This is a genomic window from Sodaliphilus pleomorphus (genome assembly GCF_009676955.1).
In the GTDB taxonomy this organism is placed as follows: domain Bacteria; phylum Bacteroidota; class Bacteroidia; order Bacteroidales; family Muribaculaceae; genus Sodaliphilus; species Sodaliphilus pleomorphus.
Genome location: NZ_CP045696.1, coordinates 1,675,867 through 1,691,488, shown reverse-complemented (window position 1 = coordinate 1,691,488; position 15,622 = coordinate 1,675,867). Strand labels below are relative to the sequence as shown.

9 protein-coding genes are annotated in these 15,622 nt (G+C 58.0%); 7 read left to right on the top strand and 2 right to left on the bottom strand.

Annotation, left to right across the window (positions count from 1 at the left end; all coding sequences use genetic code 11):
• The first annotated feature begins 149 nt into the window (after nt 1-149).
• Entirely contained in the window at nt 150-3,146 is a 2,997-nt protein-coding gene (locus GF423_RS06820) for an outer membrane beta-barrel protein (protein ID WP_206113153.1), read from the top strand.
• Nucleotides 3,147-3,195: 49 nt separating this feature from the next.
• Here GF423_RS06820 and GF423_RS06815 read toward each other — a convergent pair whose 3' ends face one another.
• Complete coding sequence (locus GF423_RS06815; protein WP_154327641.1) at nt 3,196-4,986, bottom strand: DNA polymerase III subunit gamma/tau; 1,791 nt, start codon at nt 4,984-4,986, stop codon at nt 3,196-3,198.
• A 173-nt stretch (nt 4,987-5,159) separates the two neighbouring features.
• On the opposite strand from GF423_RS06815, the gene GF423_RS06810 reads away from it, so the two are divergent.
• Both GF423_RS06810 and GF423_RS06805 read left to right on the top strand, forming a co-directional pair.
• Entirely contained in the window at nt 5,160-6,512 is a 1,353-nt protein-coding gene (locus GF423_RS06810) for a zinc ribbon domain-containing protein (RefSeq protein WP_154327640.1), read from the top strand.
• 55 nt (nt 6,513-6,567) lie between these two features.
• Entirely contained in the window at nt 6,568-6,957 is a 390-nt protein-coding gene (locus GF423_RS06805; protein ID WP_154538194.1) for a hypothetical protein, read from the top strand.
• 205 nt (nt 6,958-7,162) lie between these two features.
• Here the strand turns inward: GF423_RS06805 and GF423_RS06800 are convergent, their stop codons facing one another.
• A complete protein-coding gene (locus GF423_RS06800; protein WP_154327638.1) occupies nt 7,163-9,811 on the bottom strand; it encodes an RHS repeat domain-containing protein in 2,649 nt (882 codons plus the stop codon).
• Nucleotides 9,812-10,642: 831 nt separating this feature from the next.
• Here GF423_RS06800 and GF423_RS06795 point away from each other — a divergent pair.
• The 4 genes from GF423_RS06795 (at nt 10,643) to GF423_RS06780 (ending at nt 15,603) form a co-directional block, all read left to right on the top strand.
• Nucleotides 10,643-12,049, top strand: a complete 1,407-nt coding sequence (locus tag GF423_RS06795) for a right-handed parallel beta-helix repeat-containing protein (protein ID WP_235911578.1) — start codon at nt 10,643-10,645, stop codon at nt 12,047-12,049.
• 159 nt (nt 12,050-12,208) lie between these two features.
• A complete protein-coding gene (locus tag GF423_RS06790) occupies nt 12,209-13,123 on the top strand; it encodes an alpha/beta fold hydrolase (protein ID WP_154327637.1) in 915 nt (304 codons plus the stop codon).
• Nucleotides 13,124-13,377: 254 nt separating this feature from the next.
• A complete protein-coding gene (locus GF423_RS06785; RefSeq protein WP_154327636.1) occupies nt 13,378-14,439 on the top strand; it encodes a FecR family protein in 1,062 nt (353 codons plus the stop codon).
• A 6-nt stretch (nt 14,440-14,445) separates the two neighbouring features.
• Complete coding sequence (locus tag GF423_RS06780) at nt 14,446-15,603, top strand: alpha/beta hydrolase-fold protein (protein WP_154327635.1); 1,158 nt, start codon at nt 14,446-14,448, stop codon at nt 15,601-15,603.
• Nucleotides 15,604-15,622: the final 19 nt, after the last annotated feature.

Sequence of the window (15,622 nt, the reverse complement as noted above, 5' to 3'; positions counted from 1 at the left end):
AATGTGCATTGGTCTATAAAATAGCAAAGCTGGTCTATCACATTTGTTACAGTGGCATTTAACTGCTATCTTTGCGCGCGTAGAAAACGTGTGTCGACACACGTCGAGTCTAAATGCTAACACATAAAATGAAAAAAGCACCTCAACACATGAAAAAAATACATCTGTCCATCCTGCTGCTCCTGTGCGCCCTGTGCGCAAGTCAGGCCCAGGCCGCATCTACCATCAACGGCATGCTGGTCGACGCCCGCGACACCACAGCCCTCATCGCCGCCACCGTGAAGCTGCTCAAGGCGGGGCGCGACAGCACCTATGTCGACGGCATGGTGACCGACGCCAAGGGCATCTTCAACCTCAAGGGCGTGAAGCCGGGCCACTACATCATCAAGTGCAGCTACCTGGGCTATGACAACGCCACGCGCCGCGTCACCGTGGGCACCGACGGCCGCGACGTGAACGTGGGCCTCATCGCCCTCGACATGAGCGGCAAGATGCTCGACGAGGTGGTGGTGCAGGGCGTGAAAACCCCCATCACCGTCAAGGAAGACACCATCGAGTACAATGCCGACACCTACAAGACCCAGGCCAACGCCGTGGTCGAGGACGTGCTCAAGCGCCTGCCTGGCGTGGAAGTGGGCAGCGACGGCAAGATCACTGCCAACGGCAAGCAGGTGACCAAGATACTGATCGACGGCAAGGAATTCTTCAGCGACGACCCCACGGTGGCCTCCAAGAACATACCGGCCGGCATGGTCGACAAGCTCCAGGTCATCGACCGCAAGAGCGACCTGGCCCGCCTCACCGGTGTCGACGACGGCGACGACGAGACGGTGATCAACCTCACCGTGAAAAAGGGCATGAACAACGGCTGGTTTGGCACCGCCAGCGCCGGCTACGGCACCGACGGCCGCTGGAAGGGCAACCTCATGGCCAACTACTTCAACAGCGGCAACCAGTACACCCTTATGGCTGGAGGCAACAACGTCAACGACCTGGGCTTTACCGACGGCGGCGCCGGCCGCTTCACCCGCTTCGGCGGCTCCAAGGGCGTGACCAAGTCGCAATACCTGGGCTTCAACTTCAACGTGGGCACCAACGACAGCCCCGACGGCGACCACGACAAGCTGCGCGCCGGCGGCGACATCTTGTACTCTCACAGCGACCGCGACGCCCACAGCACCACCGCGCGGCAATACCTCTTTGCCGACTCCACCAGCTACTACAACGCCATGTCGAGTGCCCGCGACAAGGGCCACAACCTGCGCGGCGACTTCCGCCTGCAATGGCGCCCCGACTCGGCCAACACCATCGAGTTCCGCCCCAACTTCTCGTTCAACTTCTCCAAGAGCTGGAAGGCCGACTCCTCGATGACCCGCGCCGGCGACCTCGCCATGAGCCCCGTGAACCGCAGCTTGAGCAGCTACTACAACGACGGCAAGAGCTACGAGCTGGCCGGACAGCTCGTGTGGACCCACAACTTCTTGTCGCACCCCGGCCGCAGCCTGAGTGCACAGCTGCGCTACAACTACAGCAAGGTGAACGAGGACGGCACCACCTACACGCGCAACTCCTACTTCCTCAAGAGCGACGACGACCAGGACCAGACCATCGACCAAATATATGAAAATCATCGCCGCACCAACGGCGTGAACGGCCGCATCACCTGGACCGAGCCCCTGGGCAACGTGAAACGCGGCAACTTCATCACCATCGCCTACTCGGGCAACTACCGCCGCAGCCGGGCCAGCAAGCTCGTCTACGACATCACACGCGACAGTACCGCCATGCCCGCTCCCGGCATCAACGACGTGATGGCCTCGATGATGAGCGATGCGGGATTTCGCAGCCTGGTGCGCGCCTACTATGGCAACGATGCCCTCACCACGAGCGGCGTCGTGCTGGCCAGCATCCTCGACTACGAGCTGGGGCCCGAGCTGGAGCGCACCTTCAACGAGAGCCTGAGCAACCGCTTCAGCAACACCTACTACGACCAGGCCGTGCAAGTGGGATTGCGCAAGGTGAACAAGAATTACAACCTGAATGTGGGCTTCACGGTGAACTCGGCCATGTCGAAGAGCACCGACCTCATCGACGCCCAGCGCAACATACCCGCACGCTGGGCCTGGAGCGTGGCCCCCTTTGCCCGCCTGCGCTACAAGTTCTCCAAGACACGCAACCTGGGCTTCGACTACCGCATGCGCAGCACGCAGCCCAGCCTCACCCAGCTGCAGCCCGTGGCCGACCGCAGCAACCCGCTCAACGTCACCGTGGGCAACCCCGCGCTCAAGCCCACCTTCACCCACCGCATCAACCTGCGCTACGCCGACTTTGCTCAAAGGGCCCAGCGCAGCATCATGGCCATGATAGCCGCCAGCTTCGCCCAAAACAGCATCATCTCCAAAACGGCCTACGACAGCTCGACCGGCGGCCGCACCACCACCTACGACAACGTGAACGGCGTGTGGAACGCCATGGGCATGGGCATGATGAGCTTCCCCTTCACCCGCAGCAAGGTGATGTATTTCACCACCAACCTCATGACACGCTTTGCTGCCAACAAGGGCTACAACAACAACCAGCTCAACACCTCCAACACCTGGACCCTCAACCTGTCGCCCGGCCTGGCCTTCCGCAACGGCTACTTCGACATCGAGCTGCGCCCGCGCTACAGCTACCAGACCATCCACAACAGCCTCTCGACCGTCAAGGCCACCGACCTGCACACCTACGGCGGCCAGTGCAACGCCAGCTACACAGCCCCCTTCGGGCTCATGCTGAGCAGCGACCTCAGCTACAGCGCCACCTCGGGCTATGCCAGCGGCTACAACACCAAGCAGTGGCTGTGGAACGCCTCGCTGGGCTACTCCTTCCTGGCCGGCAAGCAGGCCACGCTGCAGGTGAGCGTGTTTGACATTCTCAACCAGCGCCGCAACGTGAGCCGCAACGTCACGGCCGCCTATGTCGAGGACCTGGCCTACAACTCGCTCGCACGCTATGCCATGGTCACGTTCACCTACAAGTTCTCGTCGTTCAAGCAGGGCGAGCAACCCCGCGACCGCAACGAGCGCCGCGGCCCGCACGGGCACAACTTCGGCGGGCGACCGCCCATGGGGCCGCCGCCACACGCAGGATTCGGTGGGGAGTGAATACTGTGCTCGATGATTTCTACAGCGTCGTAGAAGCAGGGCAGGCGTCTCAGGCCAGGCCAAGGCCCCAGTCCTTGATCACCTCGTCCATCTCGGGGTGATGCTTGCGCAGGTCGTCGACGATTTCGCGGTCGGTCCATATCTTGGGAGCCTGACCGCTCTTGCCCAGCTTCACAGCTATGGCGAGCATGTCGTTTTTCACAGCGTCGCGCACGTGAGCCAGTATCTTGCTCATGGTGTTGTTGATGAAATCATACTGGGCGTCGTTGACGGTGATCTCATAGTTCTCGGCATCGATTTGTTTGGGCGTCACGGTTTTCATGATATTTATCACCAGCCGGTCGTGGGGGTGAGCCGCGATGTAGCCTTGCCAGGCCGCTGCAACCTGCTGGGCCGTGAAGGGCTCGCGACGGGACGCGCCCTGCGTGCCCGCCGGCGCCGGGCCTTGCTGGCCGGTGCGTTCGGCCGCGGCAGCGGCCGTGTTGTTGATATAGATGTGGGGGGTCTTGATCACCGCCCGCGGGTGATGGGCAGCCGGGCCTGCCGCCGGGCCGCTCACGCTCGTCGCTGCCCGCTGCGGTGCGGCAGCAGGGGCAGCGGGCGATGATGAGGCTGCCAGGTGCGCACTGGCCTGGGCTGGCGGGGCTGGCGAGGGCGCCGGTGCCTGAGCCGCTGGCGGGGTGGCAGGGGCGGCGGGCGTCTTCTTGAGCCGGGTGGGGCTGCCGCCCGTGGGGGGCAGCGGCGTGCCCAGCAGCTGGCATATCTTGATGAGCGTGAGCTCAACGATAAATATCTTGTTGCTGGCATCGCGGTAGTTGAGGTCGCAGTAGTTGCACAAGTCCATGGCCCTGTAGAAGAAGCCTGGCGAGAACCGTGCAGCCATCTCCACAAAGCGGCCGGCCACATCGTCGTTCATCTCGAGCAGCTTCACCGTGAGCTGGTTGCTGGCCACCATGAGGTTGCGCATGTGCTGGGCCAGACCGTTGACAAAGAATTGCGAGTCAAAGCCCTTGTCGCGTATCTCCTTGTAGATGAGCAATGCCGCAGGCACATCGGCCTTGAGAAAGGCCTCGTCGAGCCTGAAGTAGTAGTCGTAGTCGAGCACATTCAGGTTGTCGATGGTGCTCTGGTAGGTGATGTGCCCCTCGCTCGAGGCCGACACCTGGTCGAATATCGACAGCGCGTCGCGCATGGCCCCGTCGGCCTTCTCGGCAATCACGTTGAGCGCTGCCGTCTCGGCCTCAACGCCGCGGTCCTTGCATATGTACTGCAACTGCTTCACAATGTCGGGCACGCGTATGCGGTTGAAGTCGTAAATCTGGCACCGCGACAAGATGGTGGGTATGATCTTCTGCTTCTCGGTCGTGGCCAGGATGAAGATGGCATACTCGGGCGGCTCCTCGAGTGTCTTGAGAAAGGCGTTGAAGGCCGCCGTCGAGAGCATGTGCACCTCGTCGATGATAAACACGCGGTAGCGCCCCACCTGCGGCGGAATGCGCACCTGGTCGGTGATGCCGCGTATGTCGTCGACCGAGTTGTTGCTGGCCGCGTCGAGCTCCACAATGTTGTAGCTGCGCTGCTCGTTGAAGGCACGACACGACTCGCACTCGTTGCACGGCTCGCCCTCGGGGGTGAGATGCTCGCAATTGATGGCCTTGGCAAAGATGCGCGCACACGTGGTCTTGCCCACGCCGCGCGGGCCGCAGAACAAGTAGGCATGAGCCAGCCGGTGGCTGGCTATCGCCGTCTTGAGCGTGTGGGTGAGCGCCTGCTGCCCCACCACGGTCGAGAAGGTGCTGGGACGGTACTTGCGGGCCGATACGATATAGTTTTCACTCATGGGAAACGGGACAATGATTGTTTGATTTATTCACAAAGGTACTCACAATTTTGCCCCGATACAAAAAAAATTGACCACACTATTGCCGCCACGCGCAGGTGCTGGCCTAAAATTTGTTTTTGCGCCCGAGTTGCACTATCTTTGCAATTGTTATAACAAAAACTCATCATCCTATGCCCGATATCAAATGTCCACATTGTGGCAGCCTGGTGCCCCAAGGCTCCAAGTTTTGCAACAACTGCGGTGCCCCGCTCGACCAGGAAATCCAGTGCCCGCACTGCAACAGCGTCATTCCGGCCAACTCGGTCTTCTGCCCGGTGTGCCACAACATAGTGGGCAAGGCTGCCGATGCCGGCGGCGACCAGCAGCAGAGCGCCACCGCGCAGGCCGGACAGGGGCAGCACACCACGCGCAACACCATCATCATTCTGGCCGTGCTGGCCTTTGTGGGGCTCATCGTGGTCAAGCAGTGCTTCTTCAGCGGCAGCCGCGACGTCACCCCCGACGAGGTGAGCATCACCGGCGACAACGCCAACAACAACACCATCGACATCTTCAACCGCACGCTCGAGGCCAACAACCTCAAGGGCGACGGCGACAAGATTGCCTATGCCATGCGCGTGATGGACAAAAACGGCAAGGAGGACAAAATCATAGGTGTCACCTACCTCAACGACGACCAGCACCCGTTCTTTAAAATCTACACCCTCACCCAGAACGGTGCCAACTGGGACATCAAGCTCAACAAGACCAAGTACCTGAACGGCAACAACCTCATCTTCGACCCCGCCGAGCTGCGTGCCGGCGACGCCATCCCCTACAGCGACAACATCAACGGCAAAAACTACTTCTACTTTGCCTACCTCACCGTGCCGCAAAAGCAGCAGGGCACCGTGGGCACGCTCACAGCCGTGCTCTTCGACATCGAGGCCGGCGATATCGTGTCGCAAATCGACTTCAACGGCAACATCGCCACCAGCAGCTCCAGCGGCCAGCAAGAGCTGCAAGTGACCGGCACCTCGACAGTCAACGGCATCCTGGCCACCCGCCTCAAGGAGTGGGCCTCCAACATAGGCTACCTGCACATCCCCACACCCGAGGAAATCGCCGCCCAAAAGGCCGAGCAGGAGAAAGCCGCTGCCGAGAAGGCCCATGCCGACTCGGTGGCACGCGGGCTCATCAACCCGGGCGCAGGCGGCGAGAGCCTCGTCGACCCCAACGACCTCGAGACTGGCGAAGAGGTGAAGATGAACGTGCAGCAATACGACAAGAGCAAGCCGCTGTTTCACGCCGACGAGTTCTCCAAGAAGGTGAAAGCCCCGGGCTACACCGTGTTTCTGCTCAAGAACGGCCGCGTCTACGCCTTCTCCAAGCGCAGCAACACCAACTTTGAGGTGCACTACGGCGGCAGCGGCGCCACCGACATTGGCTGGGAAGACTCAGAGCGAGGCATCATCAACATACGCACACCCCAAGGCAAGTACCAGTACAACCTGAGCACCAACACCGCCAAGAAAATAGAATAGCGCCACGGTCACTCTCGCCTCACTCATCAAGCGCAAGCACATCACACCAAGCGTGATGGCCCTCATGCAGCAACCCGCTGTCGAGGCCATCACGCTTGCCTTGGGCCCCGACGGCACCGTGGGCCACTTCGACGCCCAGACAATCGGCTTCGACCCCGCCCTCAAGCACATCGCGCTGCACCCCTGGCCACAGCCCCGCCTCGACGAGCAAGCCGCCATAGCCCGCTACGGAACCCTGCTCAAGGCCGCCGTCATGGCCTCGCCCGCACGGCCTCGACGCCTGCTGGCCATTGCCGCAGGCTGCATCGCCGGCCGCTATGCCAGCCTCGACGACGTGCACCTGGCCCTCGAGCGCCGCCTGAGCGACACCATCTACATCCCCCTCATCGCCGTCATCCTCCTCCTGCTCGCACTGCTCTACTGGCTCAACCTCAACGCCGCCTAACCCGCGCACCCCCACTGCATGCGGGCAAAAAGCATCACGCCCCTCAGCCAGCACGCGATGTTTCAACCACGCTCACCACCACACAACCCGCGACCACCATGCACAGCGATGCCCCTGCCGGGCACACTGGCCACTGGCGGGGGCATCGCATTGCAATCAAAAAAAATTTTTTTTCGCACTCTACCGGCGAGCGCTGTCGGTGGTGCTACCGCAGCACCTTGCGCGTCGACCGCGACCCGTCGGTGTAGGTTGTCACCTCGATACTGGCACCCTGCACGGGAGTGGCACTCTCGCGCCCTGTAGTGTCGTAGTAGCGCACACTGGTCACCTGCCTGGGAGCTTGCACCGTTGTCACGGCCGTCGCAACGTTGGAGAAGTCCTTCTCAAGCGTGTACTCGGCAATGTAGTACTCTGCCTGCTCGGCAGCACGCCGGGCTCTTGCCTGGGCTGCCTGGGCTGTCTTGGTGTAATAGAGCCTCACCACATAGTCGACCACCGGGCTTGTGGCAGCGCCAAAAGTGCCCGATGTGAAATTGTTGATGGTCTCCTGCGTGCCATCGGTTTTGGTCACAGTGGCCGACTCGGCTTGCGCTCCCACCTCACGCACCACATTGCTGCTGTTGGCCAGGTCGTCGTAGAACAGGAAATTCTTGTCGCGGTCCTTGATCTTGACCTGAGTGCCGGTGATGTAGGCATCGGGGTACTGCTCGTCGGGCGTGCCGTCGACCATGTTGCGCCACACGCGATAGCCCACTATGCTGTAGCCGCTGGCCTGGCCCTGCACAGCCTTGAGGTCGAGGGTGGCCGTGTAGTAGTGGCTGCCCGAGTGGAAGGTGTAGGCACTCTTGGATGCGCTGGCCAGGGTAGCCGTCACCCGGCTCGAGGCCATGCTCACCTGGTTGGTGCCATAGGTGTTGATGCCTGCGTGCGACTGGGCCGTGAGCTGGCCGGTATAGTACTGTACCGTGGGGGTGGCAACATCGGTAGCCGTCGCTGTGCCGTTGAATGTGATGGTGCTCGATGCAGGCGATGTGCCCTTGTAGATGTCGTAGCTGGCCACACCGTCGTCGGTCGCCACGGCCACATTCACATCCTCGTTGGTAGCCAGCCGGTGGGTCATGTCGACGTCGGAGGCAATCTCGTCGAGGCTGTAGTGGGTGGCTCGCTCGGCTTGTATCGTCGAGGCGTAGACCGGCACCTCGACTGTGGTCTCGTTGCTGCCGCCCTTGATGGCGTAGATGTAGCCCTGGGCCAAGTCGCCGCCTTGGGCCGTAGAGGCGGTGAAGTAGTCGTCGAGGGTGATGCCGTCGTCGGTCTTGCCCTCAACCGCAGCAGTGGCGTTGTCGTAGCGGGGACTTGCATCCTGGTTGTAGTACTCGATGGTATAGCTGGCGCCCTTGTCCTGGCTGCCGAAGGTGATCTTGGCCACATCTTGCGACTTGCCAGCCTCGCTGCCGCCCACTGGCGTGCGGGTGATCACGCGCTGCTCGCCGCCGGCAGGGTTAAACACATAGCGGTTCACCGTGAGCCCTATGGTGTTTTTATAGGCATTCTTGAGCGTGGCCACGTCAAACTTTGAGCGGTAGTCGCTCACCCACAAGAACTCCTCGTGATAGCCTGGGATGATGACTGTGGCCACATTGGTCACGGCCGGGCCCACCTGGCCGCTGCCGTCCGCGGTGCTGGGGTAGCACTTCACCACATAGGTGAGCTTGTAGGTCTTCTCACGCTGCTCCACCTGGTAGCTGTAGGCGGTGCCGCCGGTCGAGTACAGCTGGCTGTGCAGGGCCGTGCCGCTCATGATACGGGTAGTGTCGGTTCCCTCTACGGCATAGATGTCGTAGTTCTCGTCGCCGTCATACTTGAGCACGTCTTTGAGGCTTGAAGTCCAGTCGAGCTTCACGTCAAAGAGCCGCTTGCCAGCCTCGTCGGCATAGTCGGCCGCCTGCTTGGCCTCAGCCTTGAGTGTAGAGGTGTAGAGCGCTATCTTGGGGCAGTAGTCGGGATTGTACCACACATAGTCGCGAACACCTCCGCCGTCATTACGCTGATAGCCATATTGGGAGTTGGCCCATTTGAAGCCAGGATTGGTTTTCTGGTCCCAGTATTTCAGTCTGTTTTTTGGCATCACCAGGGTGATGTTGCGCAAGTAGGCACTGTTGGTGCCAGGATTGATGGTGTAGTAGTGCCTAAGTCCCGTCACATCGGTGCAATCGTGACTCACGTCATACACCTCACCCGCAGTGAGCCTGCTGTAGAAATCACTTGCACCATCGGCAGCTTGTGCATCGCCTGTGGCACTGAGCGTCTCAAAACCACGAGGATAACCCCAGCTTGAATCATTTGTAGCACGACCCTTGCACATGAAATAGAAGCGATTGTAAGAGCCCGATACCGATAGCACATAGGCATTGCGCGACTCGGCCACATCGGTGATGATCTGGACCGAAATCACATTTTGCTTTATCCACTGCTTCATGGCTTCAGCTGGATAGTTTCGCTCGGCGGCAGCCCCTTTCTTGACTTCCACAATCATGCACGTGAGGCCCTCGACGGGAGTGGCCACCTTGGCGGCGGTGATATAGGCAGGCTTGTTGGCCGTGTAGTTGACGTCGGTGCCCTCCACACCGTCTACATTGAGCGTGCCAGGCACTGCGGGATTGGTGTAGACCTCGCACAAGAGGGCAAAAATCTGGTTGTAGTCGGTGGCCTTGTCGCTGAGTTTGCTTGTGTGCGTCACACCGCTGTCGTCGGTCCACTGGTAACTCACGCTGGAATAGTCAAAAGCGCCGACCCTGGGGGAAAACGCCACAAGCGCCACAACGAGCGCCAATAATTTGAACAATCGCTTCATGCTATAATTTCTTTAATATAAATGTGAGGCTGCGTCGGCACAAAAACCGCGCTGTCTTTTTATCACAGAAAAATATTGATCAAGAGGAAATTGATATAACAATATAAAAATCAGTTTGTTACAATTTTATTTAGCTCTCTTATATTTTTTCCATGTGCAAAGTTACACATTAAAAAAAATTGCACAAAACATTTAACAATGTTTAGTCCCACATCAGGGCCGCCCCAGGGGGAGAATGGCCGCGCCCCACTGCATGTGGCAAGCATCAACACACAGAGAGGCAGGACCATCGTGGCCACGCCTCTCCTCTCTTTAAAACGTAAATTTAAACTCTTTGTGTAAATCATGCATCCTCACGAATGCTTTCCCTACATTTTATTTTTGTTAAAATTACTGTATAAAGAAGTTTCCTCTATTAATATTGGTTCCACACCCAGCACAGAGCCGCCACCTGCGCGCGGCGCTCCCGCCTGTGCCATGGCTGCAGATTGTGCTCGATGATTAAAACACATGATCATTGAAAATTTAAAAATTGAAAGCTGTAAAACTCAAAAAACATCATTTAGTCATATTTCACAGCAAATTTAGGCATTATTATCACACCACACTGCAACATGTCGTGACTTTAACAAAAAATCAAGAAAAAAGAAAAAGCGAAGCCGCAATGCGCAACAATGTGTGTTAATTGACCGACGAATTAACACAACACGTTTAACACTCACAGCTGCGACCGACCCTCCACGCCAGCCACTTGTATTTTGCCATGAGGCGAATAATGCTTAATTTTGCCCAATCAACAACGATAGCAAAACAAAAAAACAGACAGCGATTATGAAGAAATTCTTTACACTTCTCTTGGTTGCAGCAGCAACCGTGGGCACCATGAGTGCCACCTTTGTGAGCGCCGGCACCGGCAGGGCCTACACCTTTGCCCAGCTGGCCGCCATCGACACCAGCGGTGTCACGGCCACCGACAGCGGCTATGTCGTGACAGCCGACTTCACCATCGCCGCCGGCGACACCCTGCGCCTGATGAACAACGACAAGGTGCTGCTGGGCGACAAGGTGATGGTCTCGGTCAACGGCTATGCCGACTTTGCCGTGCCCGACACCGCCGTCATCACCCGCGCCACAGCCACGGCAGCCCCCAAGGGCTTCAAGGTGTATGACACCAACTCGGGCATGACAATGAAAAACGTGACTATGGAGTATGCCGGCATCAACTTTGGCAGCACCAACGGCCACCTGGCCATCGACCACTGCACCTTCACCCTCTACAATGGCAAGATCAACAGCGGCTCGGTCGTGAACTACAGCAGCTCGTGCGACGGCAACACCGTGACTGGCAGCTACTTTGTCGACAACACCGTGAGCGCACTGGGCAACGGCGCCAACACGCCTGTGGGCCTGGTGGTCGACAACTGCGTGTTTCTGCGCAACACCACCAGCAAGCGCAACCGCCCGCAAATCAACATGACCTGCGGCGGCCCCTACGACATCACCATCACCCACAACAAGGTGATAGGCCTGGCCGAGACCACACTGGCAGGCGGCATAGGCCTGAGCAACATGCTGGGCCTGGCCTATACCGGCAAGGTGACCGTGAAGGGCAACGACATCGAGGACAACCGCTATGGCGTGGCCATGATAGGACCCATGAACCTCTACATCGAGGACAACATGATCAAAAACAACAACTATGAGTCCAACCCCAACAACGGCGGCTCGGGCATAAGCATCTACGACTCCAGCAACAAGGGCAACGTGCGCATCAAGGGCAACCACATCGAAAACAGCCTGTGGGGCATCACCGTGATTGGCGCTCCCACCGTCAACGCCGGCAAGACCCAGGTGGCTGCCGACGACCCCGACTACAACCCCGGCGAGAACGTGCTGGTGAACAACGGCAACAACGGTGAGCTCTACGACCTCTACAACAACGGCACAGGCACCATCTATGCCCAAGGCAACACCTGGAACGTGGCCACCCAAGACAGCGTGAGCATCGAGAAGGTGGTGTTTCACAAGGCCGACAACGACGCCCTGGGCCTGGTCATCTTCATGCCGGCCCACCAGCCTAACACCGGCGTGGGCACCGTGACCACCGCTGCTCAGGTCGTTGAAACCCGCTACTACAACCTGCAGGGCATCTACAGCCGCGAGCCCCTCGAGGGCCTCAACATCAAGGTGACCCGCTACAGCGACGGCACTGCCCGTAGCGAGAAAATCGTGAAATAACGTGGCCGGCGCCATAGCGCCACATGTGCATCACGAGCCTCCTGCCGCAGCACAATGCAGGAGGCTCGTTTTTTTTTTGCATGCAATCGCACAGGCATTTATGGCTGGCACACACTCGATTTTTTTCACTATCTTTGCCTCCAAAAGTAAAAAAAACAAATGGAAAAGACCTATCTCGACGCCTCGGCCGACGGCTTGCGGCTGGCCACCTCGGTCATCAAGCCCGAGGGCCGCCCCGTGGGCGTGCTGCAGCTGGCCCACGGCATGTGCGACCACAAGGAGCGCTACTACCCCTTCATGCAACACATGGCACAGCACGGCTATGTGTGTGTCGTGCACGACCACCGCGGCCACGGCGAGACCGTGAAGACCCCCGGCGACCTGGGCTACATGTACTCGGGCGGCTGGCGGGCAATGGTCGAAGACCTGCACATCGTGAACCAGTGGATACACCGCCAGTACTCCACGCTGCCGCTCTTCATGCTGGGCCACAGCATGGGCTCGATGGTGGCACGCTCCTATGCCAAGCGCTACGACAGCACCATCGACACCCTCATCGTGTGCGGCAGCCCCAGCCGCAACCCCGCCGTGGGCCTGGCCCGCCTGCTGGCCCGCCTGTGCACCCTGCTGGCAGGCGGCCACTCGCGCCCGCAGCTGCTGCAGCGGCTCACGTTTGGCACCTTCAACCGCCCCTTCAGGCACGAGGGCTACCCGCAGGCATGGGTGTGCAGCGATGCAGCCACACTCAAGGCCTACCACGCCGACCCGCTGTGCACATTCACCTTCACGGCCAACGGCTTTGAAAACCTCTTTGCCCTCATGCAAGACTGCTACTCGCCCAGGGGCTGGGCAATGGCCAACCCCACCATGCCCGTCTATTTCATCTCGGGAGCCCTCGACCCCTGCCGATTGAGCGACAAGGCCTTCCACGCCGCAGCCAGCCTGATGACCAAGATGGGCTACCTCCACGTGAGCGAGCGCCTGTATCCCGGCATGCGCCACGAGCTGCTGGCCGAGACCGATCGCCAGCAAGTGTGGCGCGACGTGCTCCACGCCCTCAACACCTGGCAGTAAAAATTCCCCCGCCCCCGGCCAGCAACAGCCACCCACTTGCATGTGATGGATGCCCTATACCAGGCACCCACCACACCGACATTCAATCATCATTTTAAATTAAATCCTATGATACACACCTCAGCCCAATCCTTCAAAAAAAACGCCTCAACTTGGAGAAAAGATGAAAAAAATGAGTACAAAATTCCATGTCTCCCCTTTCAATTATAAAGAACCATTGCAGTAACCTGTAAAAAAGAACCGGAACTATAAAAATGAACAAGGTCTCCAACTTAAAGCTGTTCAAAGACTGGCTCGAACGCAACGAGCCACGGCTCACCGCCGACGAGAAGCGCTTGCTGTGGCAAAAAATCATAGCTCTCTATGAACAAAACACCCATGAGCCCCGACACCTGTGGTGGCAATGGGTGGCTGCGGCTTCAATCTCCCTGCTGCTCATAGTAGGAGGCTGGCACCTTGTCAACAACGTGCACCACAATGACCAAGATCGAAACACAATGCTAAGCCAGCTTGATGTGTCAACAATTCAAAACATCAAACTCATGGCTGGCGACCAAGTCATCACTCTTGACGACAATTGCACCATCACGTGCAAGCCCGGGCAGGGCGTGATCAACATCAACCTGCAAGGCAACCAAGTGACAACTTCATGCAAGCCAGGAACCCAACTCATGGTCGCTGTGCCCCGTGCCGCGAGGGCACGAGTCGTGCTATCCGACGGCTCCACCATCACCCTGCGCGAAAATTCAAAGATGACGTTCCCCTTCTCGCTGGCCACAGTCGATGTGCGACGCGTGAAAATTGAGGGCGAAGCCTACATGGACATCACCCACAACCCTCGCAAGGACTTCATTGCCCAGTGCGGCGACCTGCAAGTAAAGGTACTGGGCACAAAATTCTTGATCTCTTCTTATCCTGGTGAGAACAAACAATGCGTGACACTTTACGAAGGCCGAGTAAACGTAAAAACCGCTGGCAACAAGTCTCACACCCTGAAGCCTAAAGAGACGCTTGAATACCTTGCCAGCAATCAGCAAACCAACGTGATCGAAGAAAATGACATCGACATGCAAACCCTGGTCAGTTGGAAAGACGACATCATCATTCTCAACAACGAGCCATTGACAAAACTCATCGAACAAATGGAAAATATCTACCACACCCAGTTTACATTCAACCGGAAAGCAACCGATGCCATCGTGCTCAGCGGCAAGTTTGATGCCAGCGTGAGCCTCGATGAATTCATGCAACGCTTGCAGATGATAGCCCCCATAAGCTACCATAAAGAAACTCATACAATCAAAGTAACAAAATAAACCATAATGAAACCCAAGCAAATATTAAATGCAGCAAGCGCGATACTCTCGCTGGCACTTGTATTCAGCCCCCTGGCAACCCATGCACAGGCCCAAGGCACACGCTCGATATGGAACATCCCATCAGCACAGTATCCCATGGTCGACGACCAAGGCCGTGCCACCTTCAAGCTCACAGCCCCCAATGCCCACAGCGTGCAGGTGACAATCCACAAAACCACCTATGAAATGACTCGAGCCACCGACAGCGTGTGGACCCTCACCACCCCCGCACTGCCCAAGGGCTTCCACTACTATTTCATGACCATCGACGGTGTGAAAACCATCGATCCAAACTCTCAGACGTTTTTTGCCTACAGCCGCGAAGCCGGTGGCTTAGAGATTCCTGAAGGTAGTGAGGGCGACTACTATCGGCCCCAGCGCGGCATTGCACACGGACAGTTGCGCACTATCGAGTACTATGCCACTTCTTCAGGCACATGGCGCACTGCCATTGTATACACTCCGGCAGGCTACGATCAAAGCGGCAACCACCGCTATCCCGTACTCTACCTGCAGCATGGCATGGGCGAGGACCACACTGGCTGGACACGCCAGGGCATGATGCAACACATCATCGACAACCTCACAGCTGCTGGCACGGCAACCCCCATGATAGTTGTAATGGAGAGCGGCGACATCAATGTACCCAAAAAAGAGAAAGAACACTTTGTCGAGATCACCAAATATGGAACATCATTCTATCGAACCTTTATCGCAGATCTTGTTCCTATGATCGACAGCACATTTCGCACCATCCCCGACCGCGACCATCGTGCCATGGCAGGATTGTCGTGGGGCGGACATCAAGCGCTCGACATCGTAGTTCCTCATCTCGACATGTTTGCCTATATCGGCCTGTTTAGCGGTGCCGTGTATGGCCTTGACGTGCACAAGAACTATGGAGGCATTATGTCAGATGCCAAAACATTCAACAGCAAGCTGCGCTGCTTCTTCATAGGCTATGGCACCGACGAAAACGTGGGGCAAACCAAACTTCGGAAGGAACTTGATGACAACGGCATCCATTACACGCCATTCATTTCACAAGGCACAGCACACGAATGGCTCACCTGGCGCCGGTGCCTCAAGGAATTTCTTCCTTTAATATTCAAGAGCAAATAACCAGAATATCTTCTAAATC

Coding starts and splice junctions, on each gene's coding strand:
- GF423_RS06820 (WP_206113153.1), top strand. CDS start 150: ATGAAAAAAATACATCTGTCCATCCTGCTGCTCCTGTGCGCCCTGTGC.
- GF423_RS06815 (WP_154327641.1), bottom strand. CDS start 4,986: ATGAGTGAAAACTATATCGTATCGGCCCGCAAGTACCGTCCCAGCACC.
- GF423_RS06810 (WP_154327640.1), top strand. CDS start 5,160: ATGCCCGATATCAAATGTCCACATTGTGGCAGCCTGGTGCCCCAAGGC.
- GF423_RS06805 (WP_154538194.1), top strand. CDS start 6,568: ATGGCCCTCATGCAGCAACCCGCTGTCGAGGCCATCACGCTTGCCTTG.
- GF423_RS06800 (WP_154327638.1), bottom strand. CDS start 9,811: ATGAAGCGATTGTTCAAATTATTGGCGCTCGTTGTGGCGCTTGTGGCG.
- GF423_RS06795 (WP_235911578.1), top strand. CDS start 10,643: ATGAAGAAATTCTTTACACTTCTCTTGGTTGCAGCAGCAACCGTGGGC.
- GF423_RS06790 (WP_154327637.1), top strand. CDS start 12,209: ATGGAAAAGACCTATCTCGACGCCTCGGCCGACGGCTTGCGGCTGGCC.
- GF423_RS06785 (WP_154327636.1), top strand. CDS start 13,378: ATGAACAAGGTCTCCAACTTAAAGCTGTTCAAAGACTGGCTCGAACGC.
- GF423_RS06780 (WP_154327635.1), top strand. CDS start 14,446: ATGAAACCCAAGCAAATATTAAATGCAGCAAGCGCGATACTCTCGCTG.